Source organism: Nocardiopsis eucommiae (assembly GCF_965344335.1).
Lineage (GTDB): Bacteria > Actinomycetota > Actinomycetes > Streptosporangiales > Streptosporangiaceae > Nocardiopsis > Nocardiopsis eucommiae.
In genome coordinates, this window is the sequence record NZ_CBDRIY010000004.1 from 85,110 (window position 1) to 102,775 (window position 17,666).

15 protein-coding genes are annotated in these 17,666 nt (G+C 73.7%); 2 read left to right on the forward strand and 13 right to left on the reverse strand.

Going from position 1 to position 17,666, the window contains the following annotated elements:
- Positions 1-123 precede the first annotated feature (123 nt).
- The 13 genes from ACRWK8_RS03840 to ACRWK8_RS03900 all read right to left on the reverse strand — a co-directional run bounded on the left by ACRWK8_RS03840 (position 124) and on the right by ACRWK8_RS03900 (position 16,181).
- A complete protein-coding gene (locus tag ACRWK8_RS03840) occupies positions 124-1,812 on the reverse strand; it encodes a thiopeptide-type bacteriocin biosynthesis protein (protein ID WP_431868371.1) in 1,689 nt (562 codons plus the stop codon).
- Entirely contained in the window at positions 1,809-3,464 is a 1,656-nt protein-coding gene (locus tag ACRWK8_RS03845; RefSeq protein WP_431868373.1) for a hypothetical protein, read from the reverse strand. Before ACRWK8_RS03845 ends, ACRWK8_RS03840 begins: the two co-directional genes overlap by 4 nt.
- Positions 3,416-5,218 (reverse strand): TOMM precursor leader peptide-binding protein, encoded by a 1,803-nt coding sequence (locus ACRWK8_RS03850; protein WP_431868375.1) that lies wholly within the window; start codon positions 5,216-5,218, stop codon positions 3,416-3,418. The genes ACRWK8_RS03845 and ACRWK8_RS03850 overlap by 49 nt, the downstream gene beginning before the upstream one ends.
- Entirely contained in the window at positions 5,209-7,161 is a 1,953-nt protein-coding gene (locus ACRWK8_RS03855) for a hypothetical protein (RefSeq protein ID WP_431868377.1), read from the reverse strand. The genes ACRWK8_RS03850 and ACRWK8_RS03855 overlap by 10 nt, the downstream gene beginning before the upstream one ends.
- Positions 7,154-8,302, reverse strand: coding sequence for a hypothetical protein (locus tag ACRWK8_RS03860; protein ID WP_431868379.1), 1,149 nt, complete (start codon positions 8,300-8,302; stop codon positions 7,154-7,156). The genes ACRWK8_RS03855 and ACRWK8_RS03860 overlap by 8 nt, the downstream gene beginning before the upstream one ends.
- On the reverse strand, positions 8,299-10,947 hold the full coding sequence (locus tag ACRWK8_RS03865; RefSeq protein WP_431868381.1) for a lantibiotic dehydratase: 2,649 nt from the start codon (positions 10,945-10,947) through the stop codon (positions 8,299-8,301). The genes ACRWK8_RS03860 and ACRWK8_RS03865 overlap by 4 nt, the downstream gene beginning before the upstream one ends.
- Positions 10,944-11,822, reverse strand: a complete 879-nt coding sequence (locus tag ACRWK8_RS03870) for an ABC transporter permease (RefSeq protein WP_431868383.1) — start codon at positions 11,820-11,822, stop codon at positions 10,944-10,946. Before ACRWK8_RS03870 ends, ACRWK8_RS03865 begins: the two co-directional genes overlap by 4 nt.
- Positions 11,819-12,736, reverse strand: a complete 918-nt coding sequence (locus tag ACRWK8_RS03875) for an ABC transporter ATP-binding protein (protein ID WP_378738233.1) — start codon at positions 12,734-12,736, stop codon at positions 11,819-11,821. Before ACRWK8_RS03875 ends, ACRWK8_RS03870 begins: the two co-directional genes overlap by 4 nt.
- Before the next feature lie 84 nt (positions 12,737-12,820).
- Positions 12,821-13,003, reverse strand: a complete 183-nt coding sequence (locus ACRWK8_RS03880; protein WP_378738231.1) for a thiazolylpeptide-type bacteriocin — start codon at positions 13,001-13,003, stop codon at positions 12,821-12,823.
- A 125-nt stretch (positions 13,004-13,128) separates the two neighbouring features.
- Positions 13,129-13,311: a thiazolylpeptide-type bacteriocin gene (locus tag ACRWK8_RS03885; RefSeq protein WP_378738228.1), complete on the reverse strand. Its 183-nt coding sequence runs from the start codon at positions 13,309-13,311 to the stop codon at positions 13,129-13,131.
- A gap of 210 nt (positions 13,312-13,521) precedes the next feature.
- Entirely contained in the window at positions 13,522-14,559 is a 1,038-nt protein-coding gene (locus tag ACRWK8_RS03890; RefSeq protein ID WP_378738225.1) for a hypothetical protein, read from the reverse strand.
- A gap of 146 nt (positions 14,560-14,705) precedes the next feature.
- Entirely contained in the window at positions 14,706-15,338 is a 633-nt protein-coding gene (locus tag ACRWK8_RS03895) for a DedA family protein (protein WP_378738326.1), read from the reverse strand.
- Positions 15,339-15,569: 231 nt separating this feature from the next.
- Positions 15,570-16,181, reverse strand: coding sequence for a TetR/AcrR family transcriptional regulator (locus ACRWK8_RS03900; protein ID WP_431868386.1), 612 nt, complete (start codon positions 16,179-16,181; stop codon positions 15,570-15,572).
- A gap of 103 nt (positions 16,182-16,284) precedes the next feature.
- On the opposite strand from ACRWK8_RS03900, the gene ACRWK8_RS03905 reads away from it, so the two are divergent.
- Both ACRWK8_RS03905 and ACRWK8_RS03910 read left to right on the forward strand, forming a co-directional pair.
- On the forward strand, positions 16,285-16,935 hold the full coding sequence (locus ACRWK8_RS03905) for an FMN-dependent NADH-azoreductase (protein ID WP_378738221.1): 651 nt from the start codon (positions 16,285-16,287) through the stop codon (positions 16,933-16,935).
- Between the two features lie 115 nt (positions 16,936-17,050).
- Positions 17,051-17,653: a suppressor of fused domain protein gene (locus ACRWK8_RS03910; protein ID WP_378738219.1), complete on the forward strand. Its 603-nt coding sequence runs from the start codon at positions 17,051-17,053 to the stop codon at positions 17,651-17,653.
- The last annotated feature ends 13 nt before the right edge of the window (positions 17,654-17,666 follow it).

The following is a 17,666-nucleotide window of genomic DNA, read 5'->3' on the forward strand; positions in this document are numbered from 1 at the left end:
TACCGACTAGTAACAAGTCAATGTTACTACCCAGTAGAACAAGATGCCAGTGAGGGTGGGCACTTGTCACCCCACGGTCAGGTAAAGCGAACGTCCGCGCAGTTCGCGAGTGGTTCGAGTGACTCAGGTGCCCACCGGGAGCAGGGTCAGCACCGTCCGATCCACCCCGTCCAGGTGCAGCAGCGCGTTGGCCGCGTCGTCGGCGAACCCCGAGACCACGAGCGAGCGCAGACCCAGGGCGGCGGCGCACAGGGACAGGTTCTGCGCCACGTGGCCGCACTCCTGGAGCAGCAGCCGCAGCGCACGCTGTCCGTACCCCTCGCGGAGCCGGCCCAGGTCGCCCACCAGGAACACCAGCGCGCCCGTCGTGGACGCCTCGACCCCGGGACGGCCGTCGGCGTGCTCGCGGAGGAACGGGGAGAGCTCGGTCAGCCGGTCGGTCTCCGGGACCCCGTCCGCCCTCAGCAGCCGGTGGCCCTCGGGCTGGTAGCGGTAGACCCCCGGTTCGAGGTCGGCCACGTGCCGCGCCACCACCCAGACCTCCGTGGCGTAGGCCGCCCCCGGTGAGGGGTGGGTCCGCGGCGGCGCGTGGCGGCCCGGCTGGTCCGCGCGGACGCGGCTGATCCCGGCTCCGTGCCCGAGGAGCGCGGAGAGGGCGGCCAGCTCCAGGTGGGAGCCGTAGTCACCGTGGTCGCTGTTGCGCTCTGCCAGCACCCGACCGAGGGACGCGCTGAGCGGGGCGGGCGCGGGGAGCGGGACCGTGGGCGCCAACGAGGCCCCCTCGCGCACCCCCTCCGGCGGCACCTCGCGGGGGAGGTGGTCCCCGGCCATGGTGTCCGGGAGGTACTTGCTGGCCTCCAGGTAGGTGCGGTCCGGGGAGCCCACACCCGGGTCGAAGTAGTCGCCCGGCGGCTCCCAACGCGGGTAGGCCAGGGAGAGCAGCCAGGCGATCCGGCGCTCGTCGTCGATGTCCAGCCCGAGCCGGTTGTGCGTCATGTGCAGCAGCGACCAGACGATCCGGTCCAGCCCGTTCGCCAGCCCCTCCTCGGCGTCGATCCGGCGCAGACGCGCGACGGTCTCCCGCAGCCCCCGGTTCCACAGGTGGTGGGTGGAGGCCCCGTCACCGGACACCAGCCGCGCCACCTGCGGACGCCGCTGCAACCACCGGGCGGGCGCCGAGTGGAACAGCCGCTCCGCCTCGGCCCGCGCCTGGGTGCCGCCGCGCGCGACCTCGGCCGAGTAGTCCCAGGTGGCGTAGTACCCGCGCGCCTGCCGGACCGCCGTCACGTCGTCGAAGCCCAGCACCCCGAAGGCCAGGGAGGTGAGGTCGACCGCCACGACCTGCCGCTGGTGCTGGTGGGGCGCCGACCGCAGCACGGCCAGGGCGATGCGCGTGCTCACGACGAAGAAGTCCTCGCACGCCTCCAGGGCGCGCGGGCCGCCGTACCGCTCGGTCTCGGGCTCGTACACCGCCTCCGTGACGTCGCCGTCGGCGTACCAGCGGGCGGGGTCGGCCTGGGGGAGGTCGGCGTAGTAGGCCTCGCTGTCCAGGTCCAGGGCGGCCGCCGAGGTCTCCTTGGCCAGCGCCCGCACACGCTCGGCGAACTCCGCCACGGCGTCCGGGTCGGCGTCCAGGAACCGGACCCGAAGGTGCGGACCGCCGTCCCAGTAGCGGAGGAAGAACCAGGCGGCGGCGCGCCCCGAGGAGACCAGCCGCTCCGCCTCGGGGGCCAGGTGGTCCAGGAGGAAGGTGTCGATGTCGGCGCGGCTGCGGTGCAGGTACACGTACACGGCGGACCAGGTGCGGGTCATGGGGTCTCCGGGGCGGCGTCGACGGGGGTGTCCAGGTAGGTGCCGCGTTCCGCGCGCACCCACAGCTGGTAGGCGGGGGTCTGGTCGGGGTCCAGGCCGAGGGCGGCGGCCCAGTCGGCCTCCGCGTAGTTGCGCATGGGGCGGACGCACAGGTCGGTGGCGGCGGCGCCGAGGCACCCCCACTGGGCGATCCACCCGAGGAGGGTGTGCAGGACCGTCTCCGCGTGGTCCGGGCCCAGGGCACGCGCCCAGGCGGGGAAGTCCACGGCGAGGGTGTGGCCGAGGGTGGCGGAGAAGTTGGTCTCGCCGGTGCGGGGGACGGGGCGAGCGGGTCCCGGGGGTCCGTCCGGGGGAAGTTCGCGCACGACGCGGTCGTCCACCCGGTCGTCCTCCAGCGTGTGCTGGTAGAGCCGTAGGGAGTGGCTGCGGGGGAGGACCTCGTGGACGGCGGCGAGCGCGTGCACCAGGCCGGAGGTGATCGTGGCTCCCTGCTCCGGGCTGACGTACGCGCTGGTCACCAGGTTGGCCGTGGAGACCCCGCTGGTCCGCTCGTCCAGCCAGCGCCGCAGGGTGCGGCCCGCCGGGGCGACGGAGGCCGCGACGCGGGCGGTGGCCTCGGGGGAGAGGGTCACCCCATCGCCGGGGCCGTCTCCGTTCGCGCTCCCGTCCCCGTTCTCGGAGCCGGGCGTGAGGTGCGGGGGGCGTGTGGCGGCAGTGCCGGAGGAGACATCAATGCCCGAGTGGGTGGCGGTGCCACCGGGGTTGTGGGTGACATCGGAGCCGTCGGGGAGGCTGGTTCCGCTGGTGACGGAGGGAGCGCAGGTGCCCGGGTGGGCAGTGGTCTCGGTGGTGCCCGGGTCGCCCACGTCCAGGGTCACGGCGGCGATGGGGGTCATGCCCGGAGGGAGGAGCGGGGCCGCCGCAGTGCAGGCCGGGTGCGCCGGGTCGGGGTGGGTGCGGGGTCGTAGACCGGCCCGGGTGAGGGTCAGGCCGAGGGTGGCCAGGAGGTGCCCGGCTTCCAAGCGGGCCAGGGAGGGGCGGAGCCGACCGTACTCGGGCGGGTACCGGTGCTGGTCCACCGCCACGACCAGGCGGGCCCCCTCCAGGTTCGAGGGGGCCGCCGGACCCCCGACCGGTTGCAGGGCGTGCGACTGCGGGTCGACCCGCAGGCACCACGTGGGGCTGTCGGGGGGTGTGGGGTCTCCGGGCGTGGTGGTCTCCAAGGGAGATGTGGGACCCCCGCCGGGTGTGGGGTCCCCGGGAGCCACGAGGAAGAGGTCCGCCCCGAACAGGCCCCGGGGAGAGGGATAGGCGCGGTGCACCGGATACCGGTCGGCCGCCGAGATCCGGCGGACCCGCACGGCCTCCACGCACGCGGCGAGCAGACGCTCCACCGGCGACCAGCCGCCGCCCAGCGCGGGCGTCGCGGCGTCGAGGTCGCGCAGCGGCCCCAGCGCGGGCAACGGAGTCCGCACCTGCCCCGGGACCGGCCGGGCCAGGCCGTTCGAGGGCTCGGCGCCGAAGAACAGCGTCGCCACCTGGGACACGTCCTTCTCATGGGACTGCGCGTGGAAGTGCGCGAGCGCGTCCTCGAACCCGGTCCTCAGGGGAACGGGTGCGGAACCGGGTACGTCCTTCCGGGCGCTTCCCATGGAACCCCTCCCTCGAACAGCGTCGACGCTCGGGCCAGCCGCTCCAGGGAGCGGGTCCGGCGGTGTGTGTGGCCGAAGGTCATCGGCAGGGCCCCGGGCACGATCACCTTGACCGCCCGGGTTCCGGACGCCGCCGCGTACGGGGCGCTGCTCTGGTCCACGACCACCACGTCCAGGCCGAGTCCGTGCACGGCCGCGAGCCGGTCCCGCAGCACCGAGGCGAGGTCGGTTCCGGCGAACGAGGGGGGCCGCCCGGCGGTGAGCCGGTCCAGGGGCACGCCGCCGCTGGGGTGTTCCAGGAACTCCCACATCGGTCGGGCCTCCCACAGCCCGTGCAGGCCGGTGTGGTCCTCCAGGGTGCGGACGAGCGTCGGGTCGTCGAGCATGGGCCGACACCGCTCCACCGAGACGGACGGGCGCATCCGCACCCACTTCGGGTACATCAGCGCGTTGGTCGCGGTCTCCTCCACCGCCGCCATGAGCGCGCGGCGCGGGTCGAGGTGGGTGCCGGTGGCCAGGCTGAGCGCGGGAGCCCGGCCTTCGCGGACCGCCTCCTCCGGGGCGGTGACCGTCGCCAGGACGGTCGGTATCCCCAGGTCGGAGGTGAGGTCGAACAGGCGCGGGGTGAGGCCGCGCTCGGTGAGCAGGTCCGTGAGGTGCGCGAGGTCGGGGTCGTCGGCGCCCTCGATCAGCCGCAGCCGGGTGCGCGAGTACCAGGCGAGCAGGAACGCGTCCCGCTCCACCACCTCGAACAACCCGTACAGGACGGCCTCCGCGAACGTCCCGCCCACGGCGCAGCCGTTGGACGACTCGTACAGGAACCGTTCCTCGGCGCGGCCCGCGTGCCAGTACGCCACGTGTTCGGGGACCAGGACCCGGCGCCGTTCCCGGGTGGACCAGCCCCACACCCAGGTGGTGGGGGTGTCGGGGGTGTACGGGACCGGCTCGAACGCGGGGTGCCCGTACCACTCGGGTTCGTGCAGGCCGAGGCGCGCGGGGTCGACGGCGTCGTCGGCGACGTCCGCGTAGGACCCGTGGACGGTGGCGGCGCCGTTCAGCCGCCGCCCGCCGGTCACCCGTTCCACCCCTTCGAGGAAGGCGGGCACCTCGCTGGCGGTGAAGCGGGTGGAGCGGCCGTATCCGCCCTCGCGGGACGCGTGCCCGGGGGCGACGGTCTCGCAGGTCACAAGGGCCAGGGGCGACTCCTCGTCCCGGTAGACGTGCGCGACCGGTCCGAACCGGAAGTCCAGCAGCCGGTCGCGGAGGGCGGCGCGGTCCATGGCACGGGTGCGCAGGGCGTCGCCCACGACGGGCAGCGGGTCGGCGAGGTCGAGGGTGTCGCCGGGTTCCGTGACCCCGAGGCCCCGGCCCTCCGGGAAGCAGTGGCCGCAGGAGGGGTGGGGGACCAGGCCGTGCCGGGTCACCTCCCCGGTGCGGCAGTCCAGCGCGACCACGCGCAGGCGCAGGTCGGCCGGGTCGGTGGTGGCGGCCAGCGCGGCGAACGCGTCGGCCCACAGGGCGAGGAGGCCGTCCGAGGGCGAGGGTGCGTCGGCCGTCTCGCCCTCCACGTCCGAGCGCCAGAGCCCGGCGCACCGCGCGCAGCCCGTGGCGCCGTCCGGGGTCCACGGGCCGAGGACCGCCAGGGCGCCGCTCATCGCGGAGTGCAGGAGCCCGCCCGCGACGCGCACGGTGTGCGGCCGGTCGAGGGTGGCACCAGCGGGGGAGGGGGCGTCGAGGTCGGGGATCAGGTCCACGCGGCCACCGCCGAGTGCACCCCGAGGGCGCGCCAGCTGTCGGCCCCGCCGGGCGCCTCCACCCGCACGGCACCCGTGTCCAGGGCCCATCGCGCCAGTCCCGGTGCTCCGGTGGCGAAGGGCGGAAGGACCGCGTCGGGTGCCTCCTCCGCGAGGCGCACGCGCGCGACCGCCTGGAGGAGGGCCGTCTCCACGCAGGTGACGGGGTCGGGTGCGGCGCCCGTGCTGAGCGGCCGTCCCTCCGAGGTCACGCGGGCCCGCCACACACCGGTGCCGTCGAGCTCCTGGAGGGTGAGCTCGGCCGACACCCCGAACCGCAGGGTGAGCGCGGCCCACAGACGGCGGGCGGTGGGGGAGGGGGAGGGGGGGTCCACGTCCTTCCACCGGGTGTCGGGTGCGCGCAGGACGAGGTCGCCCACGGCCGCGCCGATCGCGGCGGCCTGGGTCAGTCCGATCCCGAGGCCGGGGGTGGATGCTGAACCGCTCGGGGAGCGTCCCGCGTCGGGACCACCCGAGCCCGACCCCGCCCCCGCCCACACGGCCTCGTGCCGGTCGTCCTCGCGGGCGGGCACGGTGGTCGACCCGTGTCCGGCCCGGAGATCGACCCCGTCGGCACGGTGTCCCCAACCGCCCGTGGCGGAGCCCGTCGTGGTCGTTCCGTCGGTCGTTCCCGGAGTCTCGGGGTCGGTTCCACCGTCAGCGGGGCCAGTGGTTTCGTGGGTGTCCCACACGACCGCGTTCAGGGCGTTGACCAGGGCGTTCTCACGGGCGAGCGCGGTGGTCAGCCCGTACCCGGCGAGTCGTCCCGACCGAGCCAGTCCCACGGGCAGCTGCGACAGGTCCCCCGGTGCTGGCTCGCCGACCGGGCCGAACACGCGGTCCCACAGGTGGGTGACGGCGTCCAGGCGGTCGGGGACCTCCAGCGGCTCCGCCGGGGCGAACTCCTCCGGTGCGGTCCTGGGCAGCGGCCGGGTCGCGCGCGGGTCCAAGGGGTCCGCGACGAGCAGGGTGTGGGGTTCGCTCACCAACTCGTCCGTGGTCACCATGAACTCGGGGCCCGGCCCCGGCACCGGAGCCGACCCGGGCGCGGACACACCGCGCGCCACCTGGGCCACCAGGGCCAGGGTGAGCTGGGCGGCGACCAGGCTGCGGGTGACCCCCAGCGCCTCGGCGTCCGGCTCCGGGCGGTCCGGGCCGGATTCCTCCCTCCCGGCGAACCAGGCGCGCAACCGCCCCGACAGGTCCGGGGTGCCCGGACGGTCGCGCGGCCCGGTCAGCCAGAGGCCGTCGCCAGCGGCGACGACGTGTTCGGACCCGGCATTGGCCGCGTCCCCGGGGAGGGACGGCCGGGCGGTCAGCGGGACCGGGGCCTCGGGCACGGGCCCGGTGTCCGCGTGCACCTCGGCACCGACCGCGTCGCCGGAGGGGGACAGCCGGGCGGTCAGCAGGACCGGGGCCTCGGGCACGGGCCCGGTGTCCGCGTGCACCTCCCCGAACCCCGCCCGGGCCAGTGCCCGCCGCACCCGTGCCTCCAGCAGCGGGCACGAGGACCGGACCCGGACCACGCTCGTGCGCAGCGCGGCCAGCGCGGCGTAGGGGCGGTGGGTCACCGACTCCAGGTGCGGGTAGGCGGCCCGTTCGGCCTCCGTGAGGGACGCGGGCTCGGGTTCGAGGTCGCGGAGGAACCGGTGCTCCTCCAGCTGGTCGAGGATCCCCGCCAGGAACGGACGCCCCGCCTCGGGGAAGCGTCCCAGTAGTTCGCTGCGGTGGAACCCGGCGCGCAGGGCCGGTTCCAGGGCCCGCCAGACGGTGTCGGCCCGGGAACCCCGGACGACGACGGCGGTGGCGCCCATGCTGAGCGCCACCCCCTCCGACGCGAGCGATCGGGCGCGGACGGCGCTCTTGAGCCGCACCGCCGGGGTGGTCGCGGTGGTGTCAGGCATCGCCCACCCACGGAAGGGTCGGCCGCAGCTCCGGGTCCGCGCTCTGGTGGTCGACGACCCGGCGGACGGTCTCCTCCCAGCCCTCGCCCACCACCTCCTGCGCGGCCTCGGTGAACAGGTACGCCACCGAGTACCGCTGGACGGGGGCGACCCCCATCAGCGGCAGCAGGTCGAAGAAGCAGTTGATGAGGAACCGGAACGCCGCGAACCCGTACCCGTCACCGAGCCGGGTGAAGTCGAGCTTGCGGAACTCGCGGTGGAAGTCGCTGTACGAGCGGTCGTCGGAGCCGCTCCAGCGCACCCGCACGTCGTCACCGAACTTCGCCGCCTGCTCCTGCCGCTCCGGATGCGGGAACGGCAGGATGTGCTCCTGGCGGGCCAGGGCGATCGCCTCGGGCAGCCACCGGTCGGCCCACGCGCCCCAGGCCAGGGCGTACGGTTCCGTTCCGGCTCCCTCGTGCACCGCGCGCAGCGACTCCACGAGCCCCTCGCGCTGCGCCCGGTAGGCGGTCGCCAGCCGTTCCTGCGCCGCCCCCTGCGGGTCGGACCAGTGGAAGTACTCCTTCCAGTGCGACAGGAAGGCCTGGTAGCCGGAGCGCAGACCCCACTCGGGGTAGCGCGTGGCGATCGCGCCCATTCCGGCGAAGACGTTCGCTGAGACCGCCCGCTCGCCGCCGCGCCCGCCCGCCTGGTCGGCCACCCGGGACAGGCCGTCGGTGAGGACCCGCCCCTTGAGCGCGACCGCCTCGGGACCGCGCAGGAACGTGTCCACCGGGTCGCCCGCCAGCCGCCGCGTGCTGTTGTCCGGCTCGATCGGCGCGTAGGGGCCCTCCACCAGCTCCAGGCGTCCCATGCGCTGGGAGAACGCCTCGTACCGGACGGGGTCCAGCCCGCGCCGCGAGGGGTGGCCGCCCAGGAAGGCGCGGACCCGCACCTCGGCCTCGGCCACGGCGGCCTCCACCGCGGTCGGGTCGCCGTCCGCGTAGAGCACGCAGTGCGGACCGAGCCGCCAGTGCAGGTGCAGCCACGCGGCGGTGACGCCCTCGCGGTCGGCGGCCGTGCGGGCCGCTGGCACGAGGCAGTCTCCGAGCAGGGCGCTCTTGTCGCTGTCGTGGTAGTTGACTCTGAGTCCGACGGTCAAGGGGTCAGCCTCGCTTCGCCTGGGGGATGGGAAGGGGGAGCGGGGACGGTGCCCGCGGCGCGCGGCACCGTGGAGAGTTCGAGGAACAGCTCGCTGGCGTGCGCGCCGTCCGGGCCGCGCACCCGGTGGTGGTCGGGGCCGGGGAGCATCTCCTCCACCAGGAGCGCCGGGCCCAGGTGGGCCAGGCGCTTGGCGGCGGTGCCGGTGTGCAGCCTGCTCAGGAAGTCCACGTGCTGGGGCTTGGGCGCCATGGCGCGCTCCAGCGGACCGAGCCTGCCGCCCTGGAGCGGGCGGACGAACACCTGCTCGGGGATGCCCCGGACCTCGCGGTCCACGTTCAGCCGCCGGTGCAGCTGGGCGGCGGACTCCTCCGGACGGAGGGAGAGATCGGCGGTGTCCATGCCCCACCTGCGGCGGAACAGGGTGAGGGCGCCGAACCCGATCCGGGGCGTCCCGCCCTGGAACCCGTGCCGGGTCCAGCGTTCGTGGAGGTCGATGGTGAGGTCCGCGAAGGAGAAGAACGGCGAGTCCGCGACCATCGCCACGAGCATCTCGTCGTAGGGCAGCGCGTGCGGCACGAGGAAGCCGGTGTAGACGGGGTCGATCTCGCGGCCGTCGTCCCGGACCAGCCGCAGCCCGTGCGGAGTGTGCACCAGGGTGAGGTCCAGGGTGGAGGGCCCCGGCTCCAGGGTGGGTTCGTCGCGCAGGGCCAGTTCCTCGTCGGCCAGCGCCGGTGACAGGTTCGCGTTGAACCCCAGCGCCGACCGCATGTGCACGGTGTCGGCCGCCGCCGGGCCCAGCCGCCGCACGTGCGCGGCGACCCGCTCCCGGACCTCCTCCGGCAGGTGGCCGAGGAACCGGCTGAAGTAGCGGGCCCGGCCGCCGTAGAGGTGGTTCACCACCAGGCCGTCCGGGACGGCCTGCCCGAACACCGCGAAGGAGCGGCGGGCCGCGAACTCCCGGTCCGGCAGCATCGCCGCGACCTCGTCCACCACCGCCGGGTCGACCTCCACCCGGTCCCCGCCGGAACGGCCGAGCTCCACCAGGTGGTCCACCGCGCGCCGACGCGCGGACAGCACCCGGGTGAGTTCCGGGTCGGCCCCGGCCAGGGCGGCGGGTGCGCCGCCCATGAGCTCCTGGGTCAGGGGGAAGGCGGCCCGCGCGTGCTGGGCGAACCCCTCCAGGTCGGAGCAGCGCCCGCCCCGGCCGTAGCGGGACACGAACACCTGCTCCAGGGCGCCCGAGAGCACCCGCTGGTCGTCCAGGGCGAACAACAGCGGCATGAGCCGTCCGAGGTCGGCCGACCACGCGCGGGTGCGGGCCCGATCCACGGGGACGCCCCGGGAGACCAGGCAGTCCTCCACCACGGGCGAGGTGGCCGAACCCTCCACGCCGACCGCCGCCGACCACAGGTGTTGCAGCCGCAGCACGTCACCGGAGCGACCGGCCCCGTCGGCGTCGGCGAACCCGGCCAGCACCGTCTCGGTCTCCGCGAAGGCCGTCGCCACCCGGGCCGCCGCCTCGCCGGGCAGGGCGCGCGCCAGCCGGTGCCAGTGCCGGGTGAAGTCGGGGGACTGCTCGGGCACGGGCGACCACGGCACCAGGACACCCACCCCGATGAGCTGGTCCAGCACGCCCAGCGCCCGGTCCGCGCCGCAGCCGAGGTCGGCCGCGACGGCGTCGCGCAGGGCGGCCAGCCGCACGGGTGTGCTCGCGCGCTTCTCCAGCACCGTGACGAGGCGGTCCCAGCTCCCGGTCATGGGCAGGCGGACCTCCTCCTCACCGAAGGCCTCCGCGCGCAGACCGGGGGAGGGGGGCGCCCACACGCGACGGCGCACGACCAGGCGTTCCCCCTGGTCGGTCACCTCGCGTCGGGCCCCGCCGGTGAGCACCCACTCCAGGCCCAGGCGCGCCTCGGGGTCGGCGGCCAGGGCCCGCGCCGCCTGCCGGGGGAGCAGACGGCGGAGCGCGGCGTGGGAGGTGAGCTCCAGGGGTCGCTCGGCGTCCTCCGCCACCTCGGCCTCCAGGGGCGAGAAGTGCACGGCGGTGTAGAGCGAGTACGGGCTGACCTTCACCGTGGAGCGCGAGAAGTACCGGACCAGGGCGGCCTCGGCCTTGCGCATCCGCTTGTCGGGGTCCCGGTCCGTGGCCGCGCGGGCGGCGACCGCCCGGTGCAGGTCCGGGCTGGACAGCGCGGTGGCCCGGTCCACCCCGGGGTCGCGGGCCCACGCCGTCAGTGCCGCGCGCTCGGCCCGGAGCGCGGGCTCGTGTTCGGCGTCCACCAGCGCCGCCGTGGCACGCGACTCCCGCCAGAGGTCCGCCCAGGCGCCGAGCAGGGGGATCTCCCGGGTGACCGGGTGGTCGTACAGGTCCTCCCGGGGAGGGCGGCGGTTGAACACGGCGCGCTTGGCGGCCAGCGCCGCGTTCCGGTGGGCGCCCAGCTCGGGCGCGGCCCGGTGCAGGGCGTCCAGCAGTCCTTCACGCAGGTCCTCGCGCTGGAGTTCGAGCCGGGCGAGGGAGCGCAGCAGGGGCGCGGTCGGCGTCGTGCCGCGCAGCTGCCGATGGGGGTGGGGGTTGACCCGGGAGACCAGGTAGGGACCCTCCACGACCTCGAAGGACCGTGAGGGTTCGTCGGAAGTGTTCAAGCCCCGGTCTCCTCGGGCTTCGGGGCCTCGTCCTCGCCCTTGCGCCGGGACGAGCCGAACCCGCGCGGCTCCCGCTCGGAGGCCCACCGGAACCAGCGCAGCGCGGCCACGGTGCCCAGCAGCGACCACGCCAGCAGCAGCGCCACCGCGGACCAGTCCCACACGGGACCGGACTCGGACAGGGCCCCCTGGACGAGGAGTGTCAGCGGTCGCCCGGGGAGGAGGTCGACGACGGCGCCCACGGTGTCGCCCAGCGGGAGGATGACGAACCCGCCCGCGAGGAAGGCGGTCGGGAAGAAGATGCCGTTCACCATGGGCACGGCGGCGTCGGCGTTCGGCGGCAGGAGTGACGCGGCGGCGCCCAGCGGGGCCATGCACAGGAAGCCGAGCACCAGGGCGGCCAGCAGCTGGGGCAGGCGTGCCGGATCGATGGTCACGCCCATGCCGAGCAGGCCGATCGCGGTCACCACGCCCAGCACGATCACGGCGGTGAGCAGTGTGTTCACCAGGTAGGCGCCCATCACCGTGGCCGGGCTGACCGGGGTGGTGCGGAAGCGCTTGAACAGGCCGTGGTGACGGCGGATCGCCAGTCCGATGGCGACGTTGGCGAAGGCCACCGACATCAGCGCGAACCCGAGGATGCCGCCGAAGCTCAGGTTGGCCTGGGTGACCTCGTGTTCGCCCACGAGGCGGATCTCGTCCGCCTGGGAGCGGAAGGCCAGCCCGAAGCCCACGTAGAACATCACCGGCATGAGCACGATGAACGCCAGGGTGATGGGGGAGCGCCAGAACTCCTTGAGCTCACCGTCCACGTGCAGCCAGAAGGAGGAGGGGCGGCGGGTGCTCCGCGCGCGTTCGGTTCCCGTGACGCTCATTCGCTCTTCTCCGCTTCCAGCACGCCGTTGTCCAACATCGCCACGTACGCGTCGTCCAGGCTGGGCGGCACGATCGTGAGGCCGCTGATCCGCGTCCCCTCGTCCCGGGCCCAGGCCTGCACGCGCTCCACCACCGCGTCCTGGTCGTCGGTGAGGATGCGCACCCTGCCGTTGACCAGTTCGGCGCCCTCGGGCAGGCGGTCGTCCGTCCCCTCGGGGCGGGCGAACTCCACCACCGTGTACGCCGCCGAGCCCCGGACGAGGTCGTCGGGGCTCCCGGAGGCGATGAAGGAGCCGTCGCGGATGACGTCCACGCGGTCCGCGAGCTCCTGGACCTCGGTGAGGTCGTGGGAGGTCAGCACCACGGTCGTGCCGCTCTCGCGCAGCCCCGCGACCAGGCCGCGGATGCGGCGGCGCGAGACGGGGTCCAGCCCCGTGGTGGGTTCGTCGAGGAAGAGCAGTTCCGGGCGGCCGGTCAGTGCCAAGGCGAGGTCGAGACGGCGGCGCTGGCCGTCGGAGAGGGACTTGACCAGGGCGGACCGCTTCTCGGTGAGCTCCACCTGGGCGAGGGCGTCGTCCACGTCGAGCGGGTCCGGGTAGTAGGAGGCGTGGCGGCGCAGGATGTCGCGGACCGACAGCCCCGGTTCCAGCATGGTCTGTTGCAGCACCACGCTCATGCGCGTGCGGAGCTGGGCGAAGTCACGGCGGTTCCCGGGGTCGAGGCCGAGCACCTCCACCCGGCCCGAGGTGCGTCCCCGGTGCCCCTCCAGGATCTCGATCAGCGTCGTCTTGCCCGCCCCGTTGGGGCCGAGCAGTGCGGCGATCTGTCCGGTGGGCACTTGGTAGGAGATGCCGTGGAGCACCTCTCCCTTCCCGTAGTCCTTGGTGATGTCCGTGGCGTCGATCGCGTACACGTGCGGCCCTCGTCGTGCTTCTTCTGGGGGGTTCGGGGGCGGAGGGAGGGGCGACCCCGCGAGAGGCCGCCCCGGTTCAGCGGGTCAGCCGCACGAACCCGAGGAGCAGCAGCTGCTGGAGCCGCAGCACGAGGTGGAGGTGCAGGAGCTGGAGCCACTGGTGGCGCCGGTCTCCGGGACGGCGACCGCCTCGCGGACGCTCATCACCTCCATGTCGTCGAAGTTGAGGTCGGGCAGGTCGATCGTGGGGGTTTCCTGCGACGCCATCGGACACCTTCTTCTGGATGTGAGGGGGATGTTGACGTGAAACGTTGGAGCTCGCCCCTGCCGAATTCACGCATTGTTCCTGCGGTCACGCGTTCCGGTGGCGGGGGCCTTCCCGGAGTACTCCGTCAGCCGCAGGAGCCACCGGAGCAGCAGCTGCTGGAGCCGCAGCACGAGGTGGAGGTGCAGGAGCTGGAGCCACTGGTGGCGCCGGTCTCCGGGACGGCGACCGCCTCGCGGACGCTCATCACCTCCATGTCGTCGAAGTCCAGCTCGGGCAGGTCGATCTCGGGTGCCGTCGAATGGGGCATTGTGGCCTCTTCGTTTGAATCTTCCTAGCGGATCCCCCGGGCGGGTAAGAAAGTAACATGCGTTTCGGCGGGTAGATAGAGGTTGTATTGATCCTTTTCCCTGGTGTGGCCGCTGGTTCTTCTGTGCTTCACGGCGGGAACACCGGAAAAGGAAACGGGCTCTGGTCCCATGAGGAACCAGAGCCCGAATTCATTCGACACTCAACGTGATCAGCAGGAGCCGCGCCCGGTGGTGGTGTCGCACAGTCCCAGACCGTCGGTCCAGGAGAGCGAGTCCCGCGCGTTGCCGCCGAACGGACGGGTGACGGTCACGTCGACCCCGTGCCCGGAGTCGGCGGCGAGCCACACGCGCACCTCCCGGACGCCGTCGCCCGAACCGGCTCTGAGCACGTAGAACGGTGACGGCACCGGGGAGCGGCCGCTCTCCGGTCGGGTCCACCAGTCGGCTCCCTGGGCGTCCGCGACGTCCACGAACAGGCAGTCGTACGAGGCGCCCTCGAACTCGCAGGTGCGCGGCTGCGCTCCGCCGTGGCGGCCCACGCTCGGGTCCGATCCGATCCCCGTGTTCATCGCCCGCCAGTACACGGTGTCACAGTCGCCGCCGGCGCAGGCGTTCCAGTCGGCCCACGCGGTGGCGCGCGCGGCGGGCGCCGCGGAGCCTCGCTCGATGGCCGCGCAGTACTTGTCCACGATGTAGGGCACCACGAAGTCGGAGACCCAGACGGAGTCGATCGCCTCGCCCGCCGTGTTGTTGGTCCCGAGTCCGGCGGAGTCCATCTGCCACAGGCCGACGCCCGGGTTGAAGAACAGGCCGTCGCGTCCGGCCGGGTCGTACAGGCCGGACTGGTTGTCGTACCTCGACAGGGTCATCGGTGACGGGGGCAGGGACGAGCTCGCGGAGACCTCGGGCCAGACGGGGGCCAGGGCCAGCGCGGTGGCGGACTCCGCCGTGATCGCGCAGGAGGCCCCGGCGGCCGCGCCCTCGGCGGCGTTCCGGGCGGCGGCGAGGGGTTCGGCGCCGAAGCTCAGCGGTCCGGGCGGGATCGCGGCGTTGGCGAGCTTCTCCTCCACCGCCTCCCGGTCCGCCTCGGCGCGTTCGGCGGGGGTGTCGGCCGGTGTGGGGACGAACGCCACGGGGTCGTCGGGCGCGGCCAGGGCCGTCTGCGGGGTGCAGAGCAGCGCGGCGGCGGCGAGGGCGGTGAGGGTGGTCAGGGCACGCCGTCGGAACGGCGGTCGGGGGGTCTTCACGTGTCCACCTCTGGAGCGGGTTCGAGGGGAGGGGGCTCACCGGCCGGGTCACTGTCGGTGGTTTCCAACGTGGATGTCTGACTCGGAGGAAAGTTACCTCCCGGCCCCGGTTCGGGCAAGGGCCCCTCCCCGACCGCTCCGGACGTTCAGCGCCGGGAGTAGGAGTCCTCCTCGTCGTCCGGGCTGGCCGTCCCGGTCGTCCTGCGGGCCCGTCGGCGCTCCCGGACCCGGGCGACGACGAACCACACGCAGGCCACCGCGACCACGGCCAGGACCACCTTGGACCCCGCGCTGACGTACTCCTCCACCACGTGCCACTGCTCGCCCAGGTGGTATCCGACCAGGACGAAGATGGTGTTCCACACGGCGCTGCCCAGGGTGGTGAGCCCCAGGAAGAGCGGCAGGGACATGCGCTCGATCCCGGCCGGGACGGAGATGAAGCTGCGGAACACGGGGATGAGTCGGCCGATGAGGACCGCCTTCGGCCCGTGCCGTTCGAACCAGGCCTCGGTCCGGTCGATGTCACTGAGCTTGACGAGGGGGACGCGGCTCGCCACCGCCCTGAAGCGTTCCCGGCCCAGCCAGGCGCCGAGGCCGTACAACGCGAGCGCGCCGACCACGGAGCCGACGGTGGCCCAGACCAGGACCTCCACGAGGCCCAACTCGCCCCGGGACGCGGCGAAACCGGCGGTCGGCAGGATCGCCTCGCTCGGAATGGGCGGGAAGAGGTTCTCCAGCGCGATGGCCAGACCGACTCCCGGTCCGCCGAGGACCTCCATCAGTCCGACGACCCACCCGACGAATCCGTCCGTGGGTTCGGCCGCCGCGAGGGCGAGATTGGCGTTCACTCGTTGCTCCTGTTCACGGTCCCTTTGAGAAGGGTGGAACAGAACGTTAGGCGCCGGGGGCGACGCTCCGCGTAAAGACGGATCACTTTCTCCGGCCGCATCGGGGCAAGGGGGGTGTGCACGGCGGAACGCCCCGGTCGGTCGGCCCCGGGGCGGGCGGTCTCAGCCGCCGAGGACCCGCTCGACAAGGGTCCGCCAGCTGTCGGCCAGGTGCTCGCAGCCCTGCTCCCCGGCCGGGCCGGTGAGGTCGTCCGTACCCAGGTACAGCAGGAACGGTCCCTCCAGGGCGGCGGAGAGCTGGAGTGCCAGGCCCTCCGGGTGGGGGAGTGACGGCCTGACCTGGCGGAGCAGCATCCGGAAGTGCGGAGGGGTCATGCTCACGGTGGCGGGGGTCGGCGCGGATCGGTCCAGGCCCTCGCGGATGACGGCGTGGTTGGTCCTGAGCATCTCGAAGCGGGCCAGGCCGTAGGCGATCAGGCGTTCCCCGGGCTCGGCGCCGGGCCCCAGCGGCGGCGGGCCGAACAGCACCGACTCCTGGAACCGCAGCTCGTCGTCGTGCATCACGGCCTGGAAGATGCCCGCTCGGGTGCCGAAGCGTCGGAAGACCGTCCCCTTGCCCAGCCCGGCGCGCTCCGCGAGGCCGTCCATGGTCACGTTCTCCGGCCCCAGTTCGTCGATCATCGCGCGGACCGTCCGCAGCAGGTGCTCGCGGTTGCGGGCCGCGTCGGCCCGTTCGGGGCGCGGCTTTCCGAAGGGGACCACTGGCACATCCACGGAGTCAATCTACCCCGGGAATACTAAGCGGGGGATAGTCCGTTTAAGCTGTCGTTACACCGCGAGACCCGGGCACACGTCCGGCCAGCGGCACACCGAACCCATGGGAGAAGTAGGAATCATGCACCTGTTCCGACTGGACGCCAGCATCTTCCCGTCCGTGTCCTCCAGCGCCGAGATCGCGGACCGCGCCGAGACCGAGTGGGCGACGGCGCACCCGGGCGGCGTCGTGAACCGCCGCCACCTGGGGACCGACCCCCTGCCCGCCGACGCCTGGGTCCAGGCCACCGTGGGCTCCGCCACCCCCGAGCCCGAGCGCACCCCGGCCCAGATCGAGGCACTGGCCCTGGCAGCCCGACTCTCCGGGGAACTGGAGAGCGCGGACGCCGTGATCCTGGCCGTCCCGATGTACAACTACGGCGTCTCCCAGCACTTCAAGACCTGGGTCGACCTGGTCATCGCTGGTGCCGGGCCCACCAACCCGGTACTGAAGGGAACCCCCACCGCGCTGGTCACCACCGCCGGAGGCGGATACGGTCCCGGCACCCCCCGCGAGGGCTGGGACCACTCCACTCCCTACCTGGAGCGGGTCGTCGGCGACCTCTGGCAGGCCGACCTCACCCTGATCAAGTGCGAGCTCACCCTCGCAGCCACCACTCCCGGGATGGAGGGGCTGAGGGACCTCGCGGAGCGGGAGCGAGCCAGGGCCCTCGACGCCGCGCGCGACACCGGTCGGGCGCTGGCGGGGGTCTGACCTCAGGGCGGGGGCGGCGCCACCACGCCGCCGCCCCCGCCTCGCCCCCGGACGGTGCTGAGTCCCGGCCGCATATTCTCTGAGGTGCACCGATCACGAACCTGGAGAGCACACGATGCTGGAACTGCTGCCCGGACTCACCCAGATCTACGAGGGGTGGGCGCAGCACTACCCGGACGTGCACCCGCTGACCATCCAGTTCCCCGCCCGCGAGTCCGAGCAGGGGATCGACGGGGTGCTCGCCTACCCCATGGAGGGCCACTGGCTGCTGGTCACCTTCGGCCTCACCGAGCTGGGGGAGAAGACCAGCGAGGAGAAGCGGGTCTCCGGCGCCGGGTTCGAGTTCACCTGCCGCATCCCGCGCGCGGACGGCGACGAGACCGTGCCCGCGTGGATTCTCCGGGTCCTGCACGCGCTGGCCGACCAGTACGTCGCCGGGGCACAGCTCGACGTGGGTCACTGGATCATCACCCGCTCCCCGCTCGGCGGCGAGAGCGCCAACGGCGACATGACCTCGCTCGCGATCGTGCCCGACGCCGACATGCGCATCCTGGACACCGACAACGGCCTGGTGCTGTTCTTCCAGGTCGTGGGGCTCAAGGCCGACGAGGGCGCGTACGCCCAGGAGGCCGACACGATCGCTCCGATCATGGCGCTGCTCCGCGACCGCGACCCGAAGATGATCACCGACCCCGCCCGCGAGACCATCCGCCTCTAGAACGCCCTTCCCC

Excerpts from the sequence above, each read along its gene's own strand:
- ACRWK8_RS03840 (WP_431868371.1), bottom strand. The coding sequence starts at position 1,812 with ATGACCCGCACCTGGTCCGCCGTGTACGTGTACCTGCACCGCAGCCGC.
- ACRWK8_RS03845 (WP_431868373.1), bottom strand. The coding sequence starts at position 3,464 with ATGGGAAGCGCCCGGAAGGACGTACCCGGTTCCGCACCCGTTCCCCTG.
- ACRWK8_RS03855 (WP_431868377.1), bottom strand. The coding sequence starts at position 7,161 with ATGCCTGACACCACCGCGACCACCCCGGCGGTGCGGCTCAAGAGCGCC.
- ACRWK8_RS03870 (WP_431868383.1), bottom strand. The coding sequence starts at position 11,822 with ATGAGCGTCACGGGAACCGAACGCGCGCGGAGCACCCGCCGCCCCTCC.
- ACRWK8_RS03880 (WP_378738231.1), bottom strand. The coding sequence starts at position 13,003 with ATGGCGTCGCAGGAAACCCCCACGATCGACCTGCCCGACCTCAACTTC.
- ACRWK8_RS03885 (WP_378738228.1), bottom strand. The coding sequence starts at position 13,311 with ATGCCCCATTCGACGGCACCCGAGATCGACCTGCCCGAGCTGGACTTC.
- ACRWK8_RS03895 (WP_378738326.1), bottom strand. The coding sequence starts at position 15,338 with ATGGAGGTCCTCGGCGGACCGGGAGTCGGTCTGGCCATCGCGCTGGAG.
- ACRWK8_RS03905 (WP_378738221.1), top strand. The coding sequence starts at position 16,285 with ATGGGAGAAGTAGGAATCATGCACCTGTTCCGACTGGACGCCAGCATC.
- ACRWK8_RS03910 (WP_378738219.1), top strand. The coding sequence starts at position 17,051 with ATGCTGGAACTGCTGCCCGGACTCACCCAGATCTACGAGGGGTGGGCG.